19 protein-coding genes are annotated in these 17,888 nt (G+C 29.9%); 9 read left to right on the top strand and 10 right to left on the bottom strand.

The features are described 5' to 3' along the window. Positions 1-18 precede the first annotated feature (18 nt). Entirely contained in the window at positions 19-663 is a 645-nt protein-coding gene (locus BVC87_RS02310) for a hypothetical protein (protein ID WP_075340737.1), read from the top strand. 26 nt (positions 664-689) lie between these two features. Then, on the top strand, positions 690-1,592 hold the full coding sequence (locus BVC87_RS02305) for a hypothetical protein (protein ID WP_143569695.1): 903 nt from the start codon (positions 690-692) through the stop codon (positions 1,590-1,592). A gap of 81 nt (positions 1,593-1,673) precedes the next feature. Here BVC87_RS02305 and BVC87_RS02300 read toward each other — a convergent pair whose 3' ends face one another. The 3 genes from BVC87_RS02300 to BVC87_RS23315 form a co-directional block, all read right to left on the bottom strand. Beyond that, positions 1,674-3,092: an exonuclease domain-containing protein gene (locus tag BVC87_RS02300; protein WP_075340735.1), complete on the bottom strand. Its 1,419-nt coding sequence runs from the start codon at positions 3,090-3,092 to the stop codon at positions 1,674-1,676. Then, entirely contained in the window at positions 3,092-3,862 is a 771-nt protein-coding gene (locus tag BVC87_RS02295) for an XRE family transcriptional regulator (RefSeq protein WP_075340734.1), read from the bottom strand. Before BVC87_RS02295 ends, BVC87_RS02300 begins: the two co-directional genes overlap by 1 nt. 179 nt (positions 3,863-4,041) lie before the next feature. Then, on the bottom strand, positions 4,042-4,203 hold the full coding sequence (locus BVC87_RS23315) for a hypothetical protein (protein ID WP_159439305.1): 162 nt from the start codon (positions 4,201-4,203) through the stop codon (positions 4,042-4,044). 207 nt (positions 4,204-4,410) lie between these two features. Here BVC87_RS23315 and BVC87_RS02290 point away from each other — a divergent pair, with 207 nt between their 5' ends. Further along, positions 4,411-5,700, top strand: coding sequence for an IS3 family transposase (locus tag BVC87_RS02290; RefSeq protein ID WP_075340733.1), 1,290 nt, complete (start codon positions 4,411-4,413; stop codon positions 5,698-5,700). A gap of 355 nt (positions 5,701-6,055) precedes the next feature. Here the strand turns inward: BVC87_RS02290 and BVC87_RS02285 are convergent, their stop codons facing one another. Both BVC87_RS02285 and BVC87_RS02280 read right to left on the bottom strand, forming a co-directional pair. Then, positions 6,056-6,505 (bottom strand): hypothetical protein, encoded by a 450-nt coding sequence (locus tag BVC87_RS02285; protein WP_075340732.1) that lies wholly within the window; start codon positions 6,503-6,505, stop codon positions 6,056-6,058. A 3-nt stretch (positions 6,506-6,508) separates the two neighbouring features. Continuing rightward, the gene (locus BVC87_RS02280) at positions 6,509-8,167 is read right to left on the bottom strand and encodes an RHS repeat domain-containing protein (RefSeq protein ID WP_083629201.1); all 1,659 of its coding nucleotides are present in this window, start codon (positions 8,165-8,167) and stop codon (positions 6,509-6,511) included. A gap of 237 nt (positions 8,168-8,404) precedes the next feature. On the opposite strand from BVC87_RS02280, the gene BVC87_RS02275 reads away from it, so the two are divergent. From BVC87_RS02275 to BVC87_RS02260, 3 genes are all read left to right on the top strand, one after another. Continuing rightward, positions 8,405-8,773, top strand: a complete 369-nt coding sequence (locus BVC87_RS02275) for a DUF7222 domain-containing protein (RefSeq protein WP_075340730.1) — start codon at positions 8,405-8,407, stop codon at positions 8,771-8,773. A gap of 333 nt (positions 8,774-9,106) precedes the next feature. After that, positions 9,107-9,532, top strand: a complete 426-nt coding sequence (locus BVC87_RS02265) for a hypothetical protein (RefSeq protein ID WP_075340728.1) — start codon at positions 9,107-9,109, stop codon at positions 9,530-9,532. Positions 9,533-9,957: 425 nt separating this feature from the next. Continuing rightward, positions 9,958-11,400, top strand: a complete 1,443-nt coding sequence (locus BVC87_RS02260; RefSeq protein WP_075340727.1) for a hypothetical protein — start codon at positions 9,958-9,960, stop codon at positions 11,398-11,400. Positions 11,401-11,478: 78 nt separating this feature from the next. On the opposite strand, the gene cap12 is transcribed toward BVC87_RS02260, so the two are convergent. From cap12 to BVC87_RS02245, 3 genes are read right to left on the bottom strand one after another with little or no spacing between them, the layout of a single operon-like run. Next, on the bottom strand, positions 11,479-12,399 hold the full coding sequence (cap12, locus tag BVC87_RS02255; RefSeq protein WP_075340726.1) for a CBASS system CD-NTase-associated NAD(+) hydrolase Cap12: 921 nt from the start codon (positions 12,397-12,399) through the stop codon (positions 11,479-11,481). Between the two features lie 3 nt (positions 12,400-12,402). After that, on the bottom strand, positions 12,403-13,464 hold the full coding sequence (locus BVC87_RS02250; protein WP_075340725.1) for a nucleotidyltransferase domain-containing protein: 1,062 nt from the start codon (positions 13,462-13,464) through the stop codon (positions 12,403-12,405). A 6-nt stretch (positions 13,465-13,470) separates the two neighbouring features. Beyond that, entirely contained in the window at positions 13,471-13,716 is a 246-nt protein-coding gene (locus BVC87_RS02245; protein ID WP_075340724.1) for an HNH endonuclease signature motif containing protein, read from the bottom strand. A gap of 453 nt (positions 13,717-14,169) precedes the next feature. Here BVC87_RS02245 and BVC87_RS02240 point away from each other — a divergent pair, with 453 nt between their 5' ends. Together BVC87_RS02240 and BVC87_RS02235 are read left to right on the top strand one after the other, a co-directional pair. Beyond that, a complete protein-coding gene (locus BVC87_RS02240; protein WP_075340723.1) occupies positions 14,170-14,394 on the top strand; it encodes a hypothetical protein in 225 nt (74 codons plus the stop codon). A gap of 130 nt (positions 14,395-14,524) precedes the next feature. Further along, entirely contained in the window at positions 14,525-16,510 is a 1,986-nt protein-coding gene (locus BVC87_RS02235) for a matrixin family metalloprotease (RefSeq protein ID WP_075340722.1), read from the top strand. Here the strand turns inward: BVC87_RS02235 and BVC87_RS02230 are convergent. After that, entirely contained in the window at positions 16,507-16,974 is a 468-nt protein-coding gene (locus BVC87_RS02230; RefSeq protein WP_075340721.1) for a hypothetical protein, read from the bottom strand. The genes BVC87_RS02235 and BVC87_RS02230 overlap by 4 nt on opposite strands. Continuing rightward, a complete protein-coding gene (locus BVC87_RS02225; protein WP_075340720.1) occupies positions 16,974-17,378 on the bottom strand; it encodes a hypothetical protein in 405 nt (134 codons plus the stop codon). Before BVC87_RS02225 ends, BVC87_RS02230 begins: the two co-directional genes overlap by 1 nt. A gap of 54 nt (positions 17,379-17,432) precedes the next feature. On the opposite strand from BVC87_RS02225, the gene BVC87_RS02220 reads away from it, so the two are divergent. After that, a complete protein-coding gene (locus BVC87_RS02220) occupies positions 17,433-17,858 on the top strand; it encodes a hypothetical protein (RefSeq protein ID WP_075340719.1) in 426 nt (141 codons plus the stop codon). The last annotated feature ends 30 nt before the right edge of the window (positions 17,859-17,888 follow it).

Below are 17,888 nucleotides of genomic sequence, written 5' to 3'. Positions count from 1 at the left end.
AATCATAATTTTTAAATCATGAAACAACTAAAAAAAGTAGTGTATTTATGCATCTTTCTAACTAATCTTATCGTCCTAGCTCAACAATGGGATTATACCGATAACTTATATCTACCCTTAGGAAGTGTGGAAAATGTACAAATGAGTGGTAATAATTCTCCATATGTACATCCAAGTGATGCACAATATCAAAGTCATGTATGGACTGATGTCAATAAATTACGTTCTATTCCTTACGGGCAAAAATTCGCATTCCCTCCTGTTGATCTTAGATACTGGATCACTTTCGGTGGATTTGGAGACGCTAACAATTCTGGTCAAGGATTTCAAGCTTGTGTAGACAATGGTTTAACTCCATATATTGCCAATAGCACCTTTATTACATCTGGAAAATTGGCTTTTAAAAATATCAAAATACCTGGTCAATTAAGCACTTGGGGAACTAGTATTTGGATCAATATTTTTTCACAATGTCATGATGGAAATAATCAAGGATATTGGTGGAAATTTGAAAAAAATCTTACCGCTGATGAAGCTAGGAGATTTGCTGCTTCTCATGAAGATCTGAACAGTGCTAACGAGTATGTCAATGGAGTTTATGTGCATTTATCGCTAGCAGGTACTCCATCTTGTAATCCATCTACCACATACCAATGTCAATAATCTATATTATTAAAAATTACAAACACATGAAAACATATAAAATACTTACACTATTTGCTGTAGGATGTCTATTATCATTACAAAGCTGCGACCAAGAAGATACCAGTTTCACTTCTGATACTAACGCTAAAGTTGTTGTAATGGAATTATCAAAAACCAAAAGTTTTGAAGGAAATAGTTTAGGAATCTACAGTAATGAATTTAAAGGGTTACAAGATTTTACACTACGAAATAAAATTACAAAATATGGTATGTCTAATACTCCAGAGAACTACTTGAGTTCTTATGGGATTACTAAAGATTTGACTGATCTTAACGCTATTAATAAAGCGTCTTTTGGAACTATTCGTCTTGAAAAAGATCATAAAATTATGGCTCCTGTTATTCTTCCTTCGTTATCGAATAAAACAGGAGTTGCATCTAAGCAACAAGTACAACAAGCTATTACACAAATTATTCATGATAATTATGGTAAAGAACGTGATTTTACTATTGAAACTAATCAATACCAAATTCACGAGAAAATGTATGTTCCTAAACAAATCAACATTCAGCAAATAGGAAACTATAACTCATCACTCCAAACCTATGAATCTCAAAAGAATAATCTATCAGTTCAATACAATATTGATGAAAATAATAAAAATGGTGTGGCTTTATTGGTTTTATGGGATGGCTCTAGAAGAGATATGAATACGGAAGAGTTGGCTAGTTTAAACATGGGCTATCAAAGTAAAACTATCATTTTTGATCCAATTGATAGTGGACATATAGATGTACCAGCGCATGCACTTTCTAAATTTCCAAATCAAGCTAATCTTACTTTAGTATTAATGAGAGGTAATGGAAAAATTATAGAAAAAAATAATACAACAAATTATATTATAACAAGTTCTGAACATTATCAGCGAATGGTATTACTAGACTAAATATAGTACTAGTTACTTATGGGGATTTGCAAGGGAAATCAATTTTAATATTCGATTTTCCTTGTTTTTTTATCTGATTATTTAGAATTCCATTTTCAATATTGGACTTGTAGTATCACGTTCAACTTTAAATGTTGGATCTAGCTGTACAATACTATCTGGATGTTTTTTAAGATATCCTTGAAGAATTTTTCGCACATCCTGATTATCCTTCTGATGTTCTACAGCTTCTAAATAATCTTCTGGAGTATATTCACTTTCCTGCTTTTGTACATAGCCATAACCTTTATAAATATTATCTAGAACCAAAGCAAAACCTAACTCTTTTTCACTTCTTCCACTTTCTAAGACTACAAAATTCTTTCGATCAAAACGTAATGATTGTACAGCCAACTCTACACGTTTATTATACGTTTCTATAGCTTCTTCTTCTTTACAAATTCCTTTACAATCTTTTATTTGATAATGAAAACAACTGCTAACATTCGTTTGTAAATTGCAATATTTAGGACATAATTCAAAAGTTTGACATAGTTCCTCCACAAACTTTCTAGCTTCTGTAATTGTATAAAACTTTCTAATGGGTTGCTGTACATGTTTTAGATTATTCCAAGCCAAATGCATAATTCCTTTTCGATCTACGTAACTAAACAAAGCAAAACTATGTTGTATTCTTCTCTGAGCTCTATTAAATTTAGGAAATAATCGTTTAATCTCGGCAGATTCTAATAAAAGTGCCAATAGCTCACTTCCTGTTTCTGTATAGGTAATATTAGCAGTGGCCATACACATAGTAATTTCTTTCTTTTTCTTATCGTGAAAATGACTTAATACTCTTTGCTTAATATTATTGGCTTTACCTACATAAATCACCTGTTTATCTTCATTCCAAAAGTAATATACACCATGTTTTTGTGACAAATTAGTATATACTTCCTTAGGTAAAAGCGGTGGTAAAGTTGCTTCTTTTGATCTTGGATTTAAAAAGGAGTTGATTATTTTAAAATCATCTTCTTTATCTTTTGCTAATAATTTTTTAAATAAAATAACCGTGGCCTCTGCATCTCCTCTAGCACGATGCCTGTCAGTAAGTGTTATTCCTTCTGAAACACACAATTTTCCTAAACTATACGAGCGTTTTCCTGGCAGTAACTTTCTTGATAAACGAACTGTACACAACTTCTTTCTCTTGAAAGAAAAACCTAAGGAATTAAATTCTTTTCCTATAATTCCATAGTCAAAATTTACATTATGCGCCACAAAAATACAATTCTCAGTAACCTCATGTATTTTTTTAGCCACTTGCTCAAACTTAGGTGCATTTTTAACCATTGTATTGGTAATCCCTGTAAGTCGAGTAATATTTGCAGGTATATATGTAGTAGGATTAATCAATGTAGTAAATTCATCAACAACTTGTTCGCCATCAAAAATAAAAATACTAATCTCAGTAATTTTAATCCCTCCATCAGTTTCTATGTCTACTATAGCGTATTTCACTATTCTAGCTTTGCTAATGACTTTAATTCAACCCCTAACTGAGTTAACATATTTGCAATACTGCTAATTTTCAACTCTTTTTCATCATACTCCTGAGTGTTAATACTACAGGTAAACTCCCAAAGTTCTATTACTTCCGATAATGGTACAGTATAAGAGTCATAATTCTTATTATCGGGTACCAATACTAAAGAATTCTCCTCTTCTATTTTATTATATACCCGCTTGTAGGTCATTCCATCATTTTTGGTTACAATGATATACGAAGTTCCATTTTTAACATCCTTCACATCTTCAACAAAGCTTGCTACCACATACGAACCATCTTTCATAGGGTGCATGGAATCTCCTTTAATAGGAAAAGCTCTGTGTTTCCCTGTGGGCAAAAATGGAAGTTTTATTTTTTGTAATTGCTCAATATACTCTGGATCGTCATAGCCTAATAAATATCCTGCTGAAGCTTCTGTAGGCACAACTTCAATCATATTATCATTACTACTATCTACAGCAATTGGAAATAGTACTCTTTGATTTCCTATTTCAATAAATGAAGTATCTGTAGCATAGGTTAAATCGTTTTTCACCAAAATGTCTATCGGTAACTTAAAATAATCGGAAAAGCTAATCAATGTTTCAATCGGTGGCTCAGAACGTCCTTCTTCATATGAAGATACTCTTGATCTCGTTATCGATAATTCCTCAGCAAATTGTTCTTGAGTACGCTTTTTAAGCATACGTAAATGACGGATATTTTTTGCTATATTTCTCATTTGCTACAAATATAAGCAAACCTTGCTACATTTTAAATATAGCTAACTAGTTTTAATTGATACTATTTATAAGAATACAAAAACCACACTATTATACAATAGCATGGTTTTTAGTTTAGTGTTTACTTACCGACTATAATGCAAACGTGCGATAAGTCTAATTTATTAGTGTATTGTATTTAAAGAAAAACACATATTCTGTTAACACATCTTGAGGCAAAATCTACAAAGTAACAATCTCGCCTTGTTACACAACCTATAGGAAAACGTAAACCTCCATTTATAGATTGTTGTTCTTTTTTATCTAACGATTTTCCTAATTGACTTACTTTTTTTAACATATTTCTAAATTTAAAGGTTAATAGTTACTAAAAATAACAATAATTTATTCACAACAGAAAAGATATGCTAATTTAATTCGATAAGAATTTAATTATCTATTATACGTTCTCAATTAGAAATTACTACCACCCGATTACCGTAATAAAAACAAGTAAAAAATTAAAAAAATAACGTTTACATTCGCAGGCTCAAAACGCTATGAAAAAATGTACAAAAGAAATTATCATCCTTTGGTGATCATTTTATATACTAGTGGAATGCTAGATAAAAATCAAATTGCACAAATACCAAAAACTACTCGATACAATTGGAAACAATTTGCTCATAAAAATTATTATGGCAACGATTGGACTAGTGATTACATAGAACAGTTTGATGCTATAAAAGATGTATTTGCTTCTAAATTCTTATTCAAATCACTTCGATTTTTAGCAGAAACTAGAAAAGGATATTTGAATATGTTAGGTGAACTTGCTCATAATAAAAAACTATTACAATTACATGCTTCTAAAATAGTAAGTTCGATTGAACATTTAGCTTCACTATCTAAAATATCTATTATAACTGCCTGTAAATATTATGGTGTTTCTAAAGATTGGTATTACACCCAAAAAAGAAAATTGATTTGTGGGTTAAGTCCGTTTCAGAAATGCTACAAACAACACCCAAATCAGTTAACAATTAAAGAAGTTGTAGCTATTGAAAATTTGGTTACGAATCCAGATCATTTTGGAAAAACGAAAACCACTTTGTATTATCATGCAATTATCAATAATATGGTTACTTGTGGTAAATCTACCTTTTTTAAATATGCAGCAGCTTTAGGATACAAAAAGCCCAAACGTTTTAAAAACAAATCGAAAAAAGGATTCAGAGCTTCTCGTATTTTTGAATGGTTACATATAGATATTACCAATGTGCATACTCAAGAAAATGGAATACAAAAAGTAGCTTTTATAAAAGATAATTTTTCTAAAACTATTTTACACTACAGTTCTACTGATGGAAAAGCAGGTAGTGAATTTATCAGAAACCTTTTTCAAGAAACCTTTGATAAGTATCAATTATTGAACACTGTAAGTCCCATTAATATTTTGTCTGATGGGGGAAGTGAAAATAAAGGAGAACTGTTAACTTGGATTCAGAATATACAAGCTCCACCAACAGTCACCAAAATTACTGCTCAAACGAAAGATTTTCCTTTTTCTAATTCCATGTCAGAGAGTACACATAGTATTTATAAAACAGAATTTATGAATGGGAAACTGTCTTTAAATACCCAAACACATTTACAATCTTTAGAGCGATTTGTTCAGTATTATAATTATGAAAGATATCCTACAGAACTATATGGATATACGCCCATGGAAATTACCCAAGGAAAAATCCCTGATAAAGATAGATTCAAGGAACAAATTTTAGAAGCTAGACAACAGAGAATTATTATCAATCAGCAATTTAATGATTGTGATTCTGCTATATCTTGTAATTCTTAATAGCAAAGAAAAAGTAGTCATTGCGAATGAAACGTAGTGAAATGAAGTAATCTACCAATCTATTTACAGATTACTTCTTTCGTTCCTCAATCGTAATGACCTATATATTCTTATTAGAGTAGCAAAATCCTTTACTAAACACAAAAAGGGAATATTCGTGTTTTGAATATCCCTTTTTATGTTCTGATTTTTATAAACTGTTATTTTATAGGCTATTCCCAATATTGGAACCGTTTTGTCGCGGTTTCAAGTAGAGAGTGCCATGCCCGATTTCTCGAGCAGTTTTTTAAAACAATAATTTGAAAAGGTTTTACGAATAAAGAATATTCGCACTTCAAATATTTCTTTTTAATATCTAGTAATCTGCGCAATCAAAACTAGGTTTACCTTTAGCATTCTTAAGCAGAATTCTTAATATCTCATTATAAGAATCAACCATATTTCCATAAGTTCTGACCTTAGGTTTACCTTTTAAGTTTATACCAAAACACCAAGCATCTTTCTTTTTTATTTTATTTAAATTTGTTTTTTCTTTTTCTATTTTTTTTAAAATTTCATTTAATCTACTTAAATCGGAATCAATAATTCGAAATTCTCTTTCCAATTTAACATTATAAATATTACTACCTGCATCATCTAGATCGATTTCATATTCCCCTACCTTTAAAGTTCCATATCCATCTTCCGAAAACTCAAAAACATGAGCGCAACCATAATTTGCATAAAAAACCCTATTTGTCTTTTCACTTTTACAACTTATAAATGAACATAATAATAGTGCCACAAAAACATTTATTAATTTCATAATCTAGTATTTAATTCTTTTATTCATTCCTCTATCTTTTCTTAGGTCATTTTCTGAATAGTATTTACTACGCTTTGATGTTGAAGGTCTACTATAAATACCTGTTGTATAAAGTTCTTCAGTTCTTGCCCATTCTGTTTTAAACTTGCCATCTTTTCCTCTATATCGATACATAGCTGTCTTGTCTAGTGAAACAGAAGCACCATCTAGAGTAGCTAGAGAATGTGCTAACTCGTGTCCTAAAGCAATTTCGTTAGGCATTTCCTCATTAACAGATTGACCTGTATTCTGATCTTCTACTAAGGGCATAAGAATACCATCATATAGCTTATACTGTTCGGTTTTTAAATCATCTGCCATACTAAAAGAGCCTATAGTAACTATACTATCTGAACCTGTTCCATTCGTAGAATCTGATTCATTAACAGCTTCTTCGTGTGCTCCTTGATCTGTATTACTAACTTTTATAGTAACAGTTTTATCATGACCAATTAAATCTCTAATTAGACCTGTTCCGTTTTCTTTTTTTCCTTTATTTTTTTTAGCAATAATAACTTTATTACCATCCATTGTTAGTTTATCATCTGTAAGTTTTTGTAAATCTGCTAAAATAGTTTTTCTCTCTGTTTTAGACATCTTAGAGTCCAGAATAATATCTTGCGGTGACATGCCATCAGGATCAATGTAATAAATAGGATTATTAAATGCGTAATTATATGGTGAGTGTCTTCTCATTTGTTCCGCAAGTGGATCAAGGTTCATCCACCTCCCTAAAGAAGCATCATAATTTCTAGCATCAAAATCATGCCATTCAAGTCCAAGTTCTTCATTAAGTTCCTTTCCTCCAAACCCAAACTTCTGAGCTGTAGAGTTTCCATGCGGCTGAACTACGTCATTATAGCCTTTATGTTTAAGTCCAAAAGGATAATAATTGGATTCTTCTATAATTTCACTCTGTACTATTTGCCCATCGTTATTAGCGTCAGTGTACGAGAGTCGAACGTTACCCAAATGGTCTTTGTATTGGTATACGTAATCAAACTTTAGGGATCCTGAAACAAGTTCAGGACTTATGTATCCTTCTGCATGATTAAAGAACTGTAATTCATTATTTTCATAGATATACCCACTTGCATAATCAGTAGTTATATTTTCTACAGTCTTACTTAATTTCATTCCAGTAGCATCATAGGTATAATCAATATTTTTACCATTTATAGTTACTCTAGTCGGTAAGTTTAAGTGATTGTAGGTAATACCTGTAATTCCTTTGTTTCTGTCAACGGTCATATTTCCATTGGCATCGTAACTATAATCATTACCTGAACTATTGCCATCTTTAAACCCAAAGGTTTTATTTGCAATATCTACTACTTTATTCAACTTGTTTCCATCATCATAAGTATAAGTTAAATAGTCCATTACAAAAAATGAAGTGGCAGAAGCATTAGTGTGCCCATTTCTTATCAATTGAGTAATATTTCCGTTTTTATCATACAATACACTTTGTAAATCATATTTCCCTGTATTATCAATTGCTTGTGTAATTCGGTTTAAAGCATCATAGGTATAGTTATCGTCAATTTTTTTTAAACGGTTGCATTTTTTTGGTGGTATACCTCCAAAAAACAAAAAATTACGGTATGTATTCTGATACATCATAGCTCCTTCAAATATATAAAAAACATTACTAACCGCAGTACTTTCAGATATTTTTCGGAAGAAATTTCATCTTATTAAACTAACTGTTTAATTCACTCATTTCAAAGAATCTGTAAATACATCCAAAGCTATTATTCCAGTCTATCAAAAATCAAGGACTTGCCTGTCATTCCTCCTTGATTTTTGTCTCCTTTCATAATGTAACGCCTGATGTATTTAACTTAAATTCTTATTATCATGAGTACATCAAATCCAAACAGTTTAGTTCAAAGATTACAGGAAATTGCAGAAAACAATCCTCAAACTATCAAAGCTTTTGTTATCAATGAAGCTTTATCTAGTGGCTACAATGACACTAAAGGTTTCTTTGCACATTTAGCCGAACATGGTTGTATTTCTGGAATGATTCCGTCACTAACATATTATGCAGATACCGAAGCATTTTTTGACACTTACTACGAAGAAATCATTGAACTTAAATCTGAGTTTGAAGAAGCTACAGGAACTCCATTAAATATTCCACATCAAATCAAAAACTACCTTGCTTGGTTTGCTTTTGAGCAAGTAGCTTATCAATTAACTTGTGAATTAGGACTTGATATTTAGTTCTAAACTTCTTTTTTATTTCTAAAGAGACTTCTTGTAAGTCTCTTTTTACTATTCATTATTGGAGAAGCTTTTACCATCATTATATTTTCAATGAAACAATTTGTTTAACACCTGTTATGAATGGATACAAACACACGCAAGATAGTTGCCTCCCTCCACCTCTTACAAGTCCAAGCATTTCATGTTGTCGAACATTTTTCTCCGAAAAATAGCCGCCCAAGACTTGTCTATTTTCATCCGCTAGCAACTGTGTTTCGCATGTGTTTGATACCACTCTATATAACAGGCATCATCACAAAGAATAATGTTTAATTTAAAAATTTTAGAATCATGGCAACAGCTACAGTAAAACAAAATGGAACAGCAAAAAAGACTACTTCAACAAAGAAAACTGTTCAAAAAAAATTAGCAAAAGAAGCTATAGGAGAGCCAACAAGTCCAATTACTAAAGACGAAATTACAAACACTCCTGAACCACCAAAACCAGTGGTAAACTTAGATGATCGTATGTTGAAATTTGAACAAATGAAAGGTTTAGCACATCAAAGAGAACGTTTAACAAGTACACTTTCAGAACTGAATAAATTCAAGTACAATCAATCTGATTCTGCAAGTTTCGAGATCGTAGATTCACAAAAACTTTCTTTTATGACTACAAACACAAACCTTATCCACATGGTAACTAATTTCCTTAGGAACACCTTAGAGGAGAGAAAGAAACAGATTGAGAAGCAATTAATAACCTTTGAGTTATAGTTCAGGTACTTCGCCACTTCTCAATTTAGAAACCTCGTTCATCTGAACGGGGTTTTGCTTTTTTATGTTTCATTCCCTAATGAAAAAAATATATCTTTGAATTTCATTGAAAAATAAATATCTGATTTTATAAGAATATAAAACAAACGACATATAAACGTAACAATTAACGTGTTACTATTCATTCTCTAGTTCAAAACTTCGCCAAAGTTCAATATAATAAGAGGAAGATAATAGTAGGGCTATACATCTATTTGGGTGTGTTTTCCCTATAACTATTTTCAGTCCTCTTGGGTTTCTTTAGGCGAAGTACCTGAACTAGCTGATTTAGTTGGGATTCACACCTTCTTTGTTATTTTAATTTTCAATTTAATCTATTTTTAATACGCTTTTAAGAATCCCAAAAAGCAATAAAACTTCATCTTATGAAACATTTATTTTGGGGATTACTCTTAGCACTTATTGTTATAACTCCAATAACAGCACAGAAACAAACTACTACGTTAAGTTCAAGTAAAGCATTAGACTTAATGAGTAAAGCAAGGAAAAACGATTTACATTATAATGAATATCTTAATATAGGATATTACTTACTTAGAGAAAATAAACCAGATCGTGCCAATAGATATTTTAGTATGGCTGCAAAGAAATATCTATATTTTAATAAGGAATACAAATATTTAGGACGTAATAAGCTAGCTAAAAAGTTAGAAAAATTACAAAATGAAACAGATAGTTTAATTCGCTTAAATTATCTCACTAGTACCAATCCTAAAATTCTTAAGGAAATAGAATTATATAAATCAGTAACTAAAAAATCATATTCGAAATTAATTCGACTTATTGAAGATGAGCAACAGAAAAATAAAATAGTAAGTAGATACTTAGTTCGTTGGGGTAAAAAAAGTAAAATATTAAAAACTTTCATTCCTGAGCATCGTGAATTGATGAAGCCGAAAACAGAGTTTGAAACCAAAACACAATACAAAGCTAGAAAGAATAAGTACGAAGCTCTTGAGAAGGAAGCTACAAAAGAAATAGATCAACGTATAGCAAAAATAGAAATCCCTTTTGATAAAGCTTTAAAAGCTTGTGCTAGTCAAAAAAGTAAAGTAAAAAAAAGAAAAGGAAGCAATGAGTTTATCAAAAGATATCCTCCTATGTTAGCTAAATATTCAGACAATCGAAATTACATTAAAGACTTGAAATATAATGCTGAGAAACAAGAATTCACTATTGTTGTTCGATTTAAAAACGAAAATAATGTTCTAAAACCTTATGTAAATAAAACCTATACTGTTCAAGTTCCACAGAACGAAGCACAGCAATTTAAAGTATTGAAAGAAAGCAATCAATATTTCTTTTTCTTACAGGATTTAAGAGCAGTTATTTCTGGTGGTAAAACCTACCTTATAAATCCTATTAATACTTGGTATACTCGTTTAAATTGTGATAAAAACAACGAAAAAGCTACATTACTGGTAAATAATTCTCCCGATACTAAAGAGATCAATACTTACTTAAAGAATATAATTAGTAAACAACCAGCTTTTATAAAAGAAGCTAAGCGTTTACAGGAATCTTATTTGAGTGATTATACAAAAGGGGTTAGAGCAGAAATATCAATAGCTTTTGATGAAACAGGAAAGTATAAGCATACTTATATCGAATACAAAATAGGAAACAGATTAGCTACTGAAAATCTTCACAGGGATGGATCGGATAAACAAGGAGGAGCTAAAAGGAGTCTTCTTTACAGTGTAAATGAGATTATGAAAAAACAACATGTAAATATTATACCTCCAACCAAACAATGTCAGCCCCAACCATCATCTTTTACTTTTGATTACCCATTATCGAAAAAGTAAATTAAAAACAATTGCTATCAAATTCATTTGATAGCAATTGTTTAACTTCTCTATTTTATTATAGTATCAGAATCTTTATCAAAACCTTTCAATAACAATAAAATCATTACAGTTATTTCTCTGGAAAATAATTTCAAGAGATTCAATAAACTTATTTAATTCTCTCTCTAAGATAATTTTATAATCTTGAGAGTGCTCCCTATATTCTTTGGGTAATAAATACGAAATAGCATGATTTATTCCTGATAGAGTCGTTGGAAAATCAATTAATATCAATTTATTTTCATCTGTTATGGAAATATCTACACCAATATTTCTCGGTCTATTAGTTGAACCAAATGAGATTTTTTCAACACCTATTCTGTTTTGTTCTTTTTGAAACTGTAAATTCAAATTATCAGATAAAGTTTCGGGGATCATTATTTTAAAAACACAATCATCATACTTTTTACCTTCATAAGTAAACCCTCCATTATTAATATAGTATTCATTAACATATTTAATGAAGTTTTCGAAATATGTTGAGGCAAGTACACTAGAAGGAAAAAAGTTCAAATCTATGTGAGTGGATTTCAAAAATAATTCTTGTATTTCTTTAATCTTATCAAATAGATTTGTTTTGTTGTACATAGACAATTTAATTCCCCCGAAATCTGTTGGTATCTTAACGTCATCACTAACGAGAAAAGCGCATTTATCTATTCCTAATCTACCTATAAAAAGACCTAATTCAAAAAGGACGTTATCTCTAGCTTGAAGATATTCTTTTCCTCTAACTTCTACTTTATCATCAGGAGAACCAATCAAAATACCATAATCAAACTTTAATGTAGCTGATAGCAAATCTGTTAAGAAATTTTGATTTAACTTAAAGACCGATTTATCCCAAACTGATTCATTCCATATAACTACGTCAAAATCTCTATCTAAAATTTCTTTGACTATTTTAGCTGTACCTAGTTCCTCTGAAGAACTACCTATAAAAACTCTTTTCCTCATCTTTTAATAAATAAAACTAGCACCAATTATATCGTTCTTTATTAAATTAACCTCAGTTAATAAAGTTCCTAAATGCTCTACTTTTTCAGGATTATTTCTAAATATATATTCAGTATCATCAACAGATTTAATACTATCTCTATATACCTTATCAAAATAAATCTTATACATCTCTTCGTAAATCACATGAACTAATTCTAAATAACTTTTATCAGAATATTTATAAGTGGGAATATTATAGGATATAGAAGTTATATCAAAACTAGTAAGATCAATCTTATAATCTGAATCAACCTTAACATTTTTTAGGAATCTGATCATTTTTTTCAAACGACCATTAACTCCAGAGTCTTTTTGATTAACAAGTTTTATCTTTCTAAAAGGAAAATCCTCAGGTAAAATTTTATGATCATTTTTATCATAAATTTTAATTCCTCTTTCTTCTTTATCTGCTTTTGCTACTGCTTTTACATTTTTATACCAAGAAGCAGTTACTACATCTACTTTTCTAGATGGGTTTGTAGGTTTAACTTCAATAGATTTACCTTTGGTAGTATCAACATATTTATACTCTCTGTTTAAAACATTTTCAGCATCAATTCTAACCTCTCTTAAAGTCATCTTATCATCTCCTTCAAAACTAGTTCCTTCTGCAATAACAGATAATCTTTCTTTTTCTGTATAGGAATACTCAAAAGATTCTTTAGCTTTTTGAAAGTTCTGTCTTCCCTCATGAAAATAAAACCTATTGGTTATTTGCACCAGATCAATATCACTATGACCTTTAATATGAGTATTGGTCATTACTGAGCCTTGAAACTCAAAATCTAAACTAGAATTATTCTTTTTTAAATGTTCTCTTACTTTTTTACCCGCTTCAAAAGTCCTTTCTGTGTATCTAGGCTCAACACCCCTCATAGCTCTTTTTACATATTCATTAGCCTTAACGGTAGTTCTTCCTAATTCATCTCTAAATGATTTCTCTAATAAAACAGATTCATTCACAATATCAGGATTAGTTCTGTTTTTAACTTTTCTAATTAACGATTCATAATCTTTCGCCATAACCTACTAATATTTATTACCTTTTTTACGATTCTCCTCAGTTTGTAATGGTCTCAAATTATTTAAATGATCTGTTCCACCTTTAGATTGAGGCTTAGAATGATCTATTTCCCAACCCATCGGAGTATTTTTACCATAAGAATGATAATAAATTTCATTTCCTAAATCGTCTCTTCTGTAAAGATTTGGATCTTTACCTCTGACTTTCTTTCCTTTGCCCCAAACTTGCTCTTTTTTGTTTTTGTACGACATTAATTATGTAAAATATTTGTTTACCCCAGCTTAAAAATCGGTGTTGGAGTAGTTTAAACCGAGAAAAAGGGATGAAAGTTTTTGTAAAAACAAAAAAAATGTAGATTTGCAATCACAAAACATGAAAAAAGTGGCTTACCCTTTTTCTTTTTTGAAAGCCACCTTACAAAATCAAAAAGTCTTATCGGTGAGAGGTTAAGACTTTTTTCTTTACAAAAAATTGTCAACCTTCATGCCAAAAGAAATGTTAAAATTCAAAAATGACAGTTTGTCATTTCAAAAAGGATATCCATAAAAAAACTAGAATTTACTAACAAAAAAGCATATTTAATAAACAATATTACTGACAAACACCTGATAATCTGTCAATTTGATAAGCCCCAATAATCAAAATAATTTACAGCTTTTTAAAATTATAGGCTACAAGTATTGTGAATTAAAAAACAATATTTTATGGAAGTATCAGAGAATTTAGAAGTAGCCGAAGCCTATTTTTCACAAGATTTCCCACGCTTTTTTTCATTTATAACTACAGAAATAAGAGTATTAGAATTTGCTTCTGATTTAGCAGCATCTAGTGGCAGAGAAAGTATTAGTCAGAGTTTAAATTTAGAAGCTAAAAAATTAAGCATAGCGCTCAATAATGTAGTTCAATATTACACATCTGATTTGCCTTAATGATTCGTAGTAATTTGTTAGGGTAACAGTTTTGAAATGAAGCAGTAAAAGTCTTTCCTATGAAAGGCTTTTTATTATTTATTTGATTAAATTTACTAAAACTTTGTGAACCCCGAAATACTAAAAGAAAATGAAAAAAACTACTGTAATACTCCTAACTTTTTTAATCGCTGTACTATCTTGTAAAAATGATGATGAAATAGAAACTAATACTGATAATACCCCTAGTACAATTGATGTAGATCAAAAACAAAATTTTTTCAATTTTAGAGATTCTTCTAATGTAACATACTCTATTGTCTTTGATAATTTACCTAATAATATAACTAAAGAAGATTTTGAAAGTGCAACCCATTCTGCTTTTTCGAAATGGGGGCAAGAAACTTTTTATTTAAAAGACGGAAATAAATTCAATTTTCAATATCAAGAAAATAACCTAAATAGTGACATTATTTTAAAATTTACAGACCTAAGTTTCTTCCTAGAGAATGCTGGTTTATTACCAGAACAGTACTGTCAAACTTTTAAGTGTTATAGTGAAATTCTTGGTATGAGTTCTAGTGATTGTGGGATAAACCAATCGAGCTGTAATACAAAAATGCTTGGACAAACCTTTAAGCCTTTATCTAATAGATATCCTGCTATACAAAGCCAAAGAATTGATAATCGTAATACTCTAGCACAAGAGGCTATTCAACAAGGAATTTTGGAACCAGAATTTTGGAAATATATAAGGATCATTAAAGATGATGAAACAAAAAATACTCCAGAAGTAATTGAATGGAATTATAAAAAAGATAATGAATTTGTTTCAAAGGATGATTTGGAAACAACTATTTTACATGAAATAGGTCATTCTTTGGGGTTAAGGCATTCTGATGGATTTAGTGATTTAATGAGTCCTGAAATTCATAAAGGAGTTACCAGAGAAATAGGTTCATTTGAGAGAGAGCTTATTAAGAAAATATATCCTAATGAATTTGGAATGTTTCCATTTATAGATGATATAGAAATTAATCAAATTATTACAAGCACCAATAATTTTGAAAATGATTCAGATATTAATCAAGAAATTACTAGTCATGATTTACTAGATTCTCTGTATATAACTATCGAAGGTAAATTTATACCTACGCAAATGAATGTTTTACTGGATTATTTTGAATGTGAGGAATTAGAAGATTTAACTAAATGGGGTCGTGAAAAAAGACGTTATAAAATTGCTTTTAATAATCTGAAAAATTATTCTGAAATACCTTTTCTAATCTACCAAAACAAAGGACAAGTTCATCCTCCTGAATTAAAAATAAAAGAAGCTACTATTTCACTTAAGAAAAAGCCTGGTATAGTAGCTTACAACCCTGCTCAACAAAAAGTTGTAGAATTATATTTTGATGGAACATCCAATACAAATCACAACACACCATTCAATGCAGATCCTTTAACCATGGAAGATGGTGTTTTTAACCCTAAAACATTTTCATATATACTAAAAAATCAAAATGAAAATAGAATTAGAATATATTCATTACCTGAAGATAATATTACAAATATCAACGTCACTAACCTACAAAATAAAGATTTGAAATTATTAACATACACTGAAAACAATACAGTCGTAGCAATAAAAGACAATGACTTTATTAGTATAAACTTAGAGGATGGAAATTTTTCAATTCTAAAGAGTGGCTTGCCTACATCAGACGTAAATATTGGTTTTGGTAGTACTATTAATCTTAATAACACATCATATACTTATTATAATTCAAGTCATATTGTTACATTGAATTATAAAACGGGTGAGATTCTACATGAAGTACTATACACTATTGATAGTCTAGATAAAAGTAAAGGGTTAGTATATAGCTCGCAAGATGACACCTATTACTGTATCAAAAATGATAAAATAGTTGAACTAGATATCACTAATGGAAATACTACTGATCTAAATATTGACATTCCTAATTCCACTACTGGAAGAACGTTTTTACACCCTGAAAACAACAAATATTATTACAACCATAATAACACTTTATATGAGGTAGATTTATCTAATAAAAGCACAAAAACATTAATGAACGTTTCAGGATATCTACACTTACGCCCCATTTATTAATGTCCCAAATCTTGATATTCTAGGAGCGTTGTATTATGGTCTGGGTTATATAGGATTCTATCATAATAAATCCATTCTTTTAAAGAACTATGATAATATTTTTGCCCATATTGCATATAAGCCATAAATAAAAAGGCTACAGTAAATATTGAAAATAAGATTAATATACGTTTATTCTTCTTATTGAAGAGAACCAGTGCAATAAGAGGTAAAACTAATAATATTCGTATTATAACAAACATAGAGGCAACACCAAAACATGAATAATCATCATAAGTAGTTTTAAATGCAGATTTCCAGTTCATAGGAAAAACATACAAAGGATACGTTTGCGAAGCTGTAATAGTACAACGATTAAAGTGATGTACAATATTGGGATAAAATTTATGAGCAAATGTGCTAGGCACAAATAATAAAGTAATAACACTCAACAATGAAACAAGAGCTAGTTTAATTTTTTTCATTAATTATGATACACTGAACGAATAATAAAATTATCTTTTATACCTAGCTCTGTATAGGTAAGAAAACTAAAACCTATGAGAAAAATAATAAAGCAAGCTATCGTATATTTATTCTTTTTTGATAATAAGAAGATCCCTATACCAGATAAAAATAAAATAATTCTCGTAAGAAAAAATGTCATTGCTAGCGTATTACAGTGACCTCCGTTACCTGTAAATTGATCTCGAACTACCATCCAGTTTACAGGTAATATTTGTGGTGGTATATTTAGGTGATTTATATCTTCACATCTTCTATGCTCAGATAAATCGTTATAAGTAAAAGTATGTGCCATTACTTGAAAATTCCCAAGCAATAAAACAACACCTAAAAAGATCGTTTTTAAAATTTTTAATAGCATCATAATAATTATATTTGGAAATACCCGAAATAACAAACTATTAAATAATTTATTGATATGAGAGATAATATGTACTCTGATGATTATGCAATGCGCTATGAATATTTGATAAGAAGAGCCCATCAATGTGGAAGGCATGGTGTAGCTGGAGCTGATGCAGATATTTATAGAAGATTTTTAACTAATGCTTCTATTTATAAAACAGAAAAAGAAGCTATTGAAAACAACCAACCAAGACAATGGAGAAAGAGTGAAAGTGAAATGCTATCAGACTATATGGTTAGTGCTGGTAAAATAGCTGCTTTTATAGAAACGGCAATAGATCTAGTTAATAATGAATATTATAATGATTTAAACCAAGATCAAAAAGATAGATTAAGTCAGGCACAAGGACAGTTATTAGAAGTGAATATTGAAAATATAACTGAAGCTATTGAAATTGCTGAAGCTGTAATGCTAGAAATAAAATTATATCCAAAGTAAAAAAACACTCAGTTTGGAGTGGTAGTAAAC

Source organism: Tenacibaculum agarivorans, assembly GCF_001936575.1.
Taxonomy (GTDB): Bacteria; Bacteroidota; Bacteroidia; order Flavobacteriales; family Flavobacteriaceae; genus Polaribacter; species Polaribacter agarivorans.
Note: the sequence above shows the minus strand (reverse complement) of the source record. Positions and strands in the feature narration are given on the sequence as shown.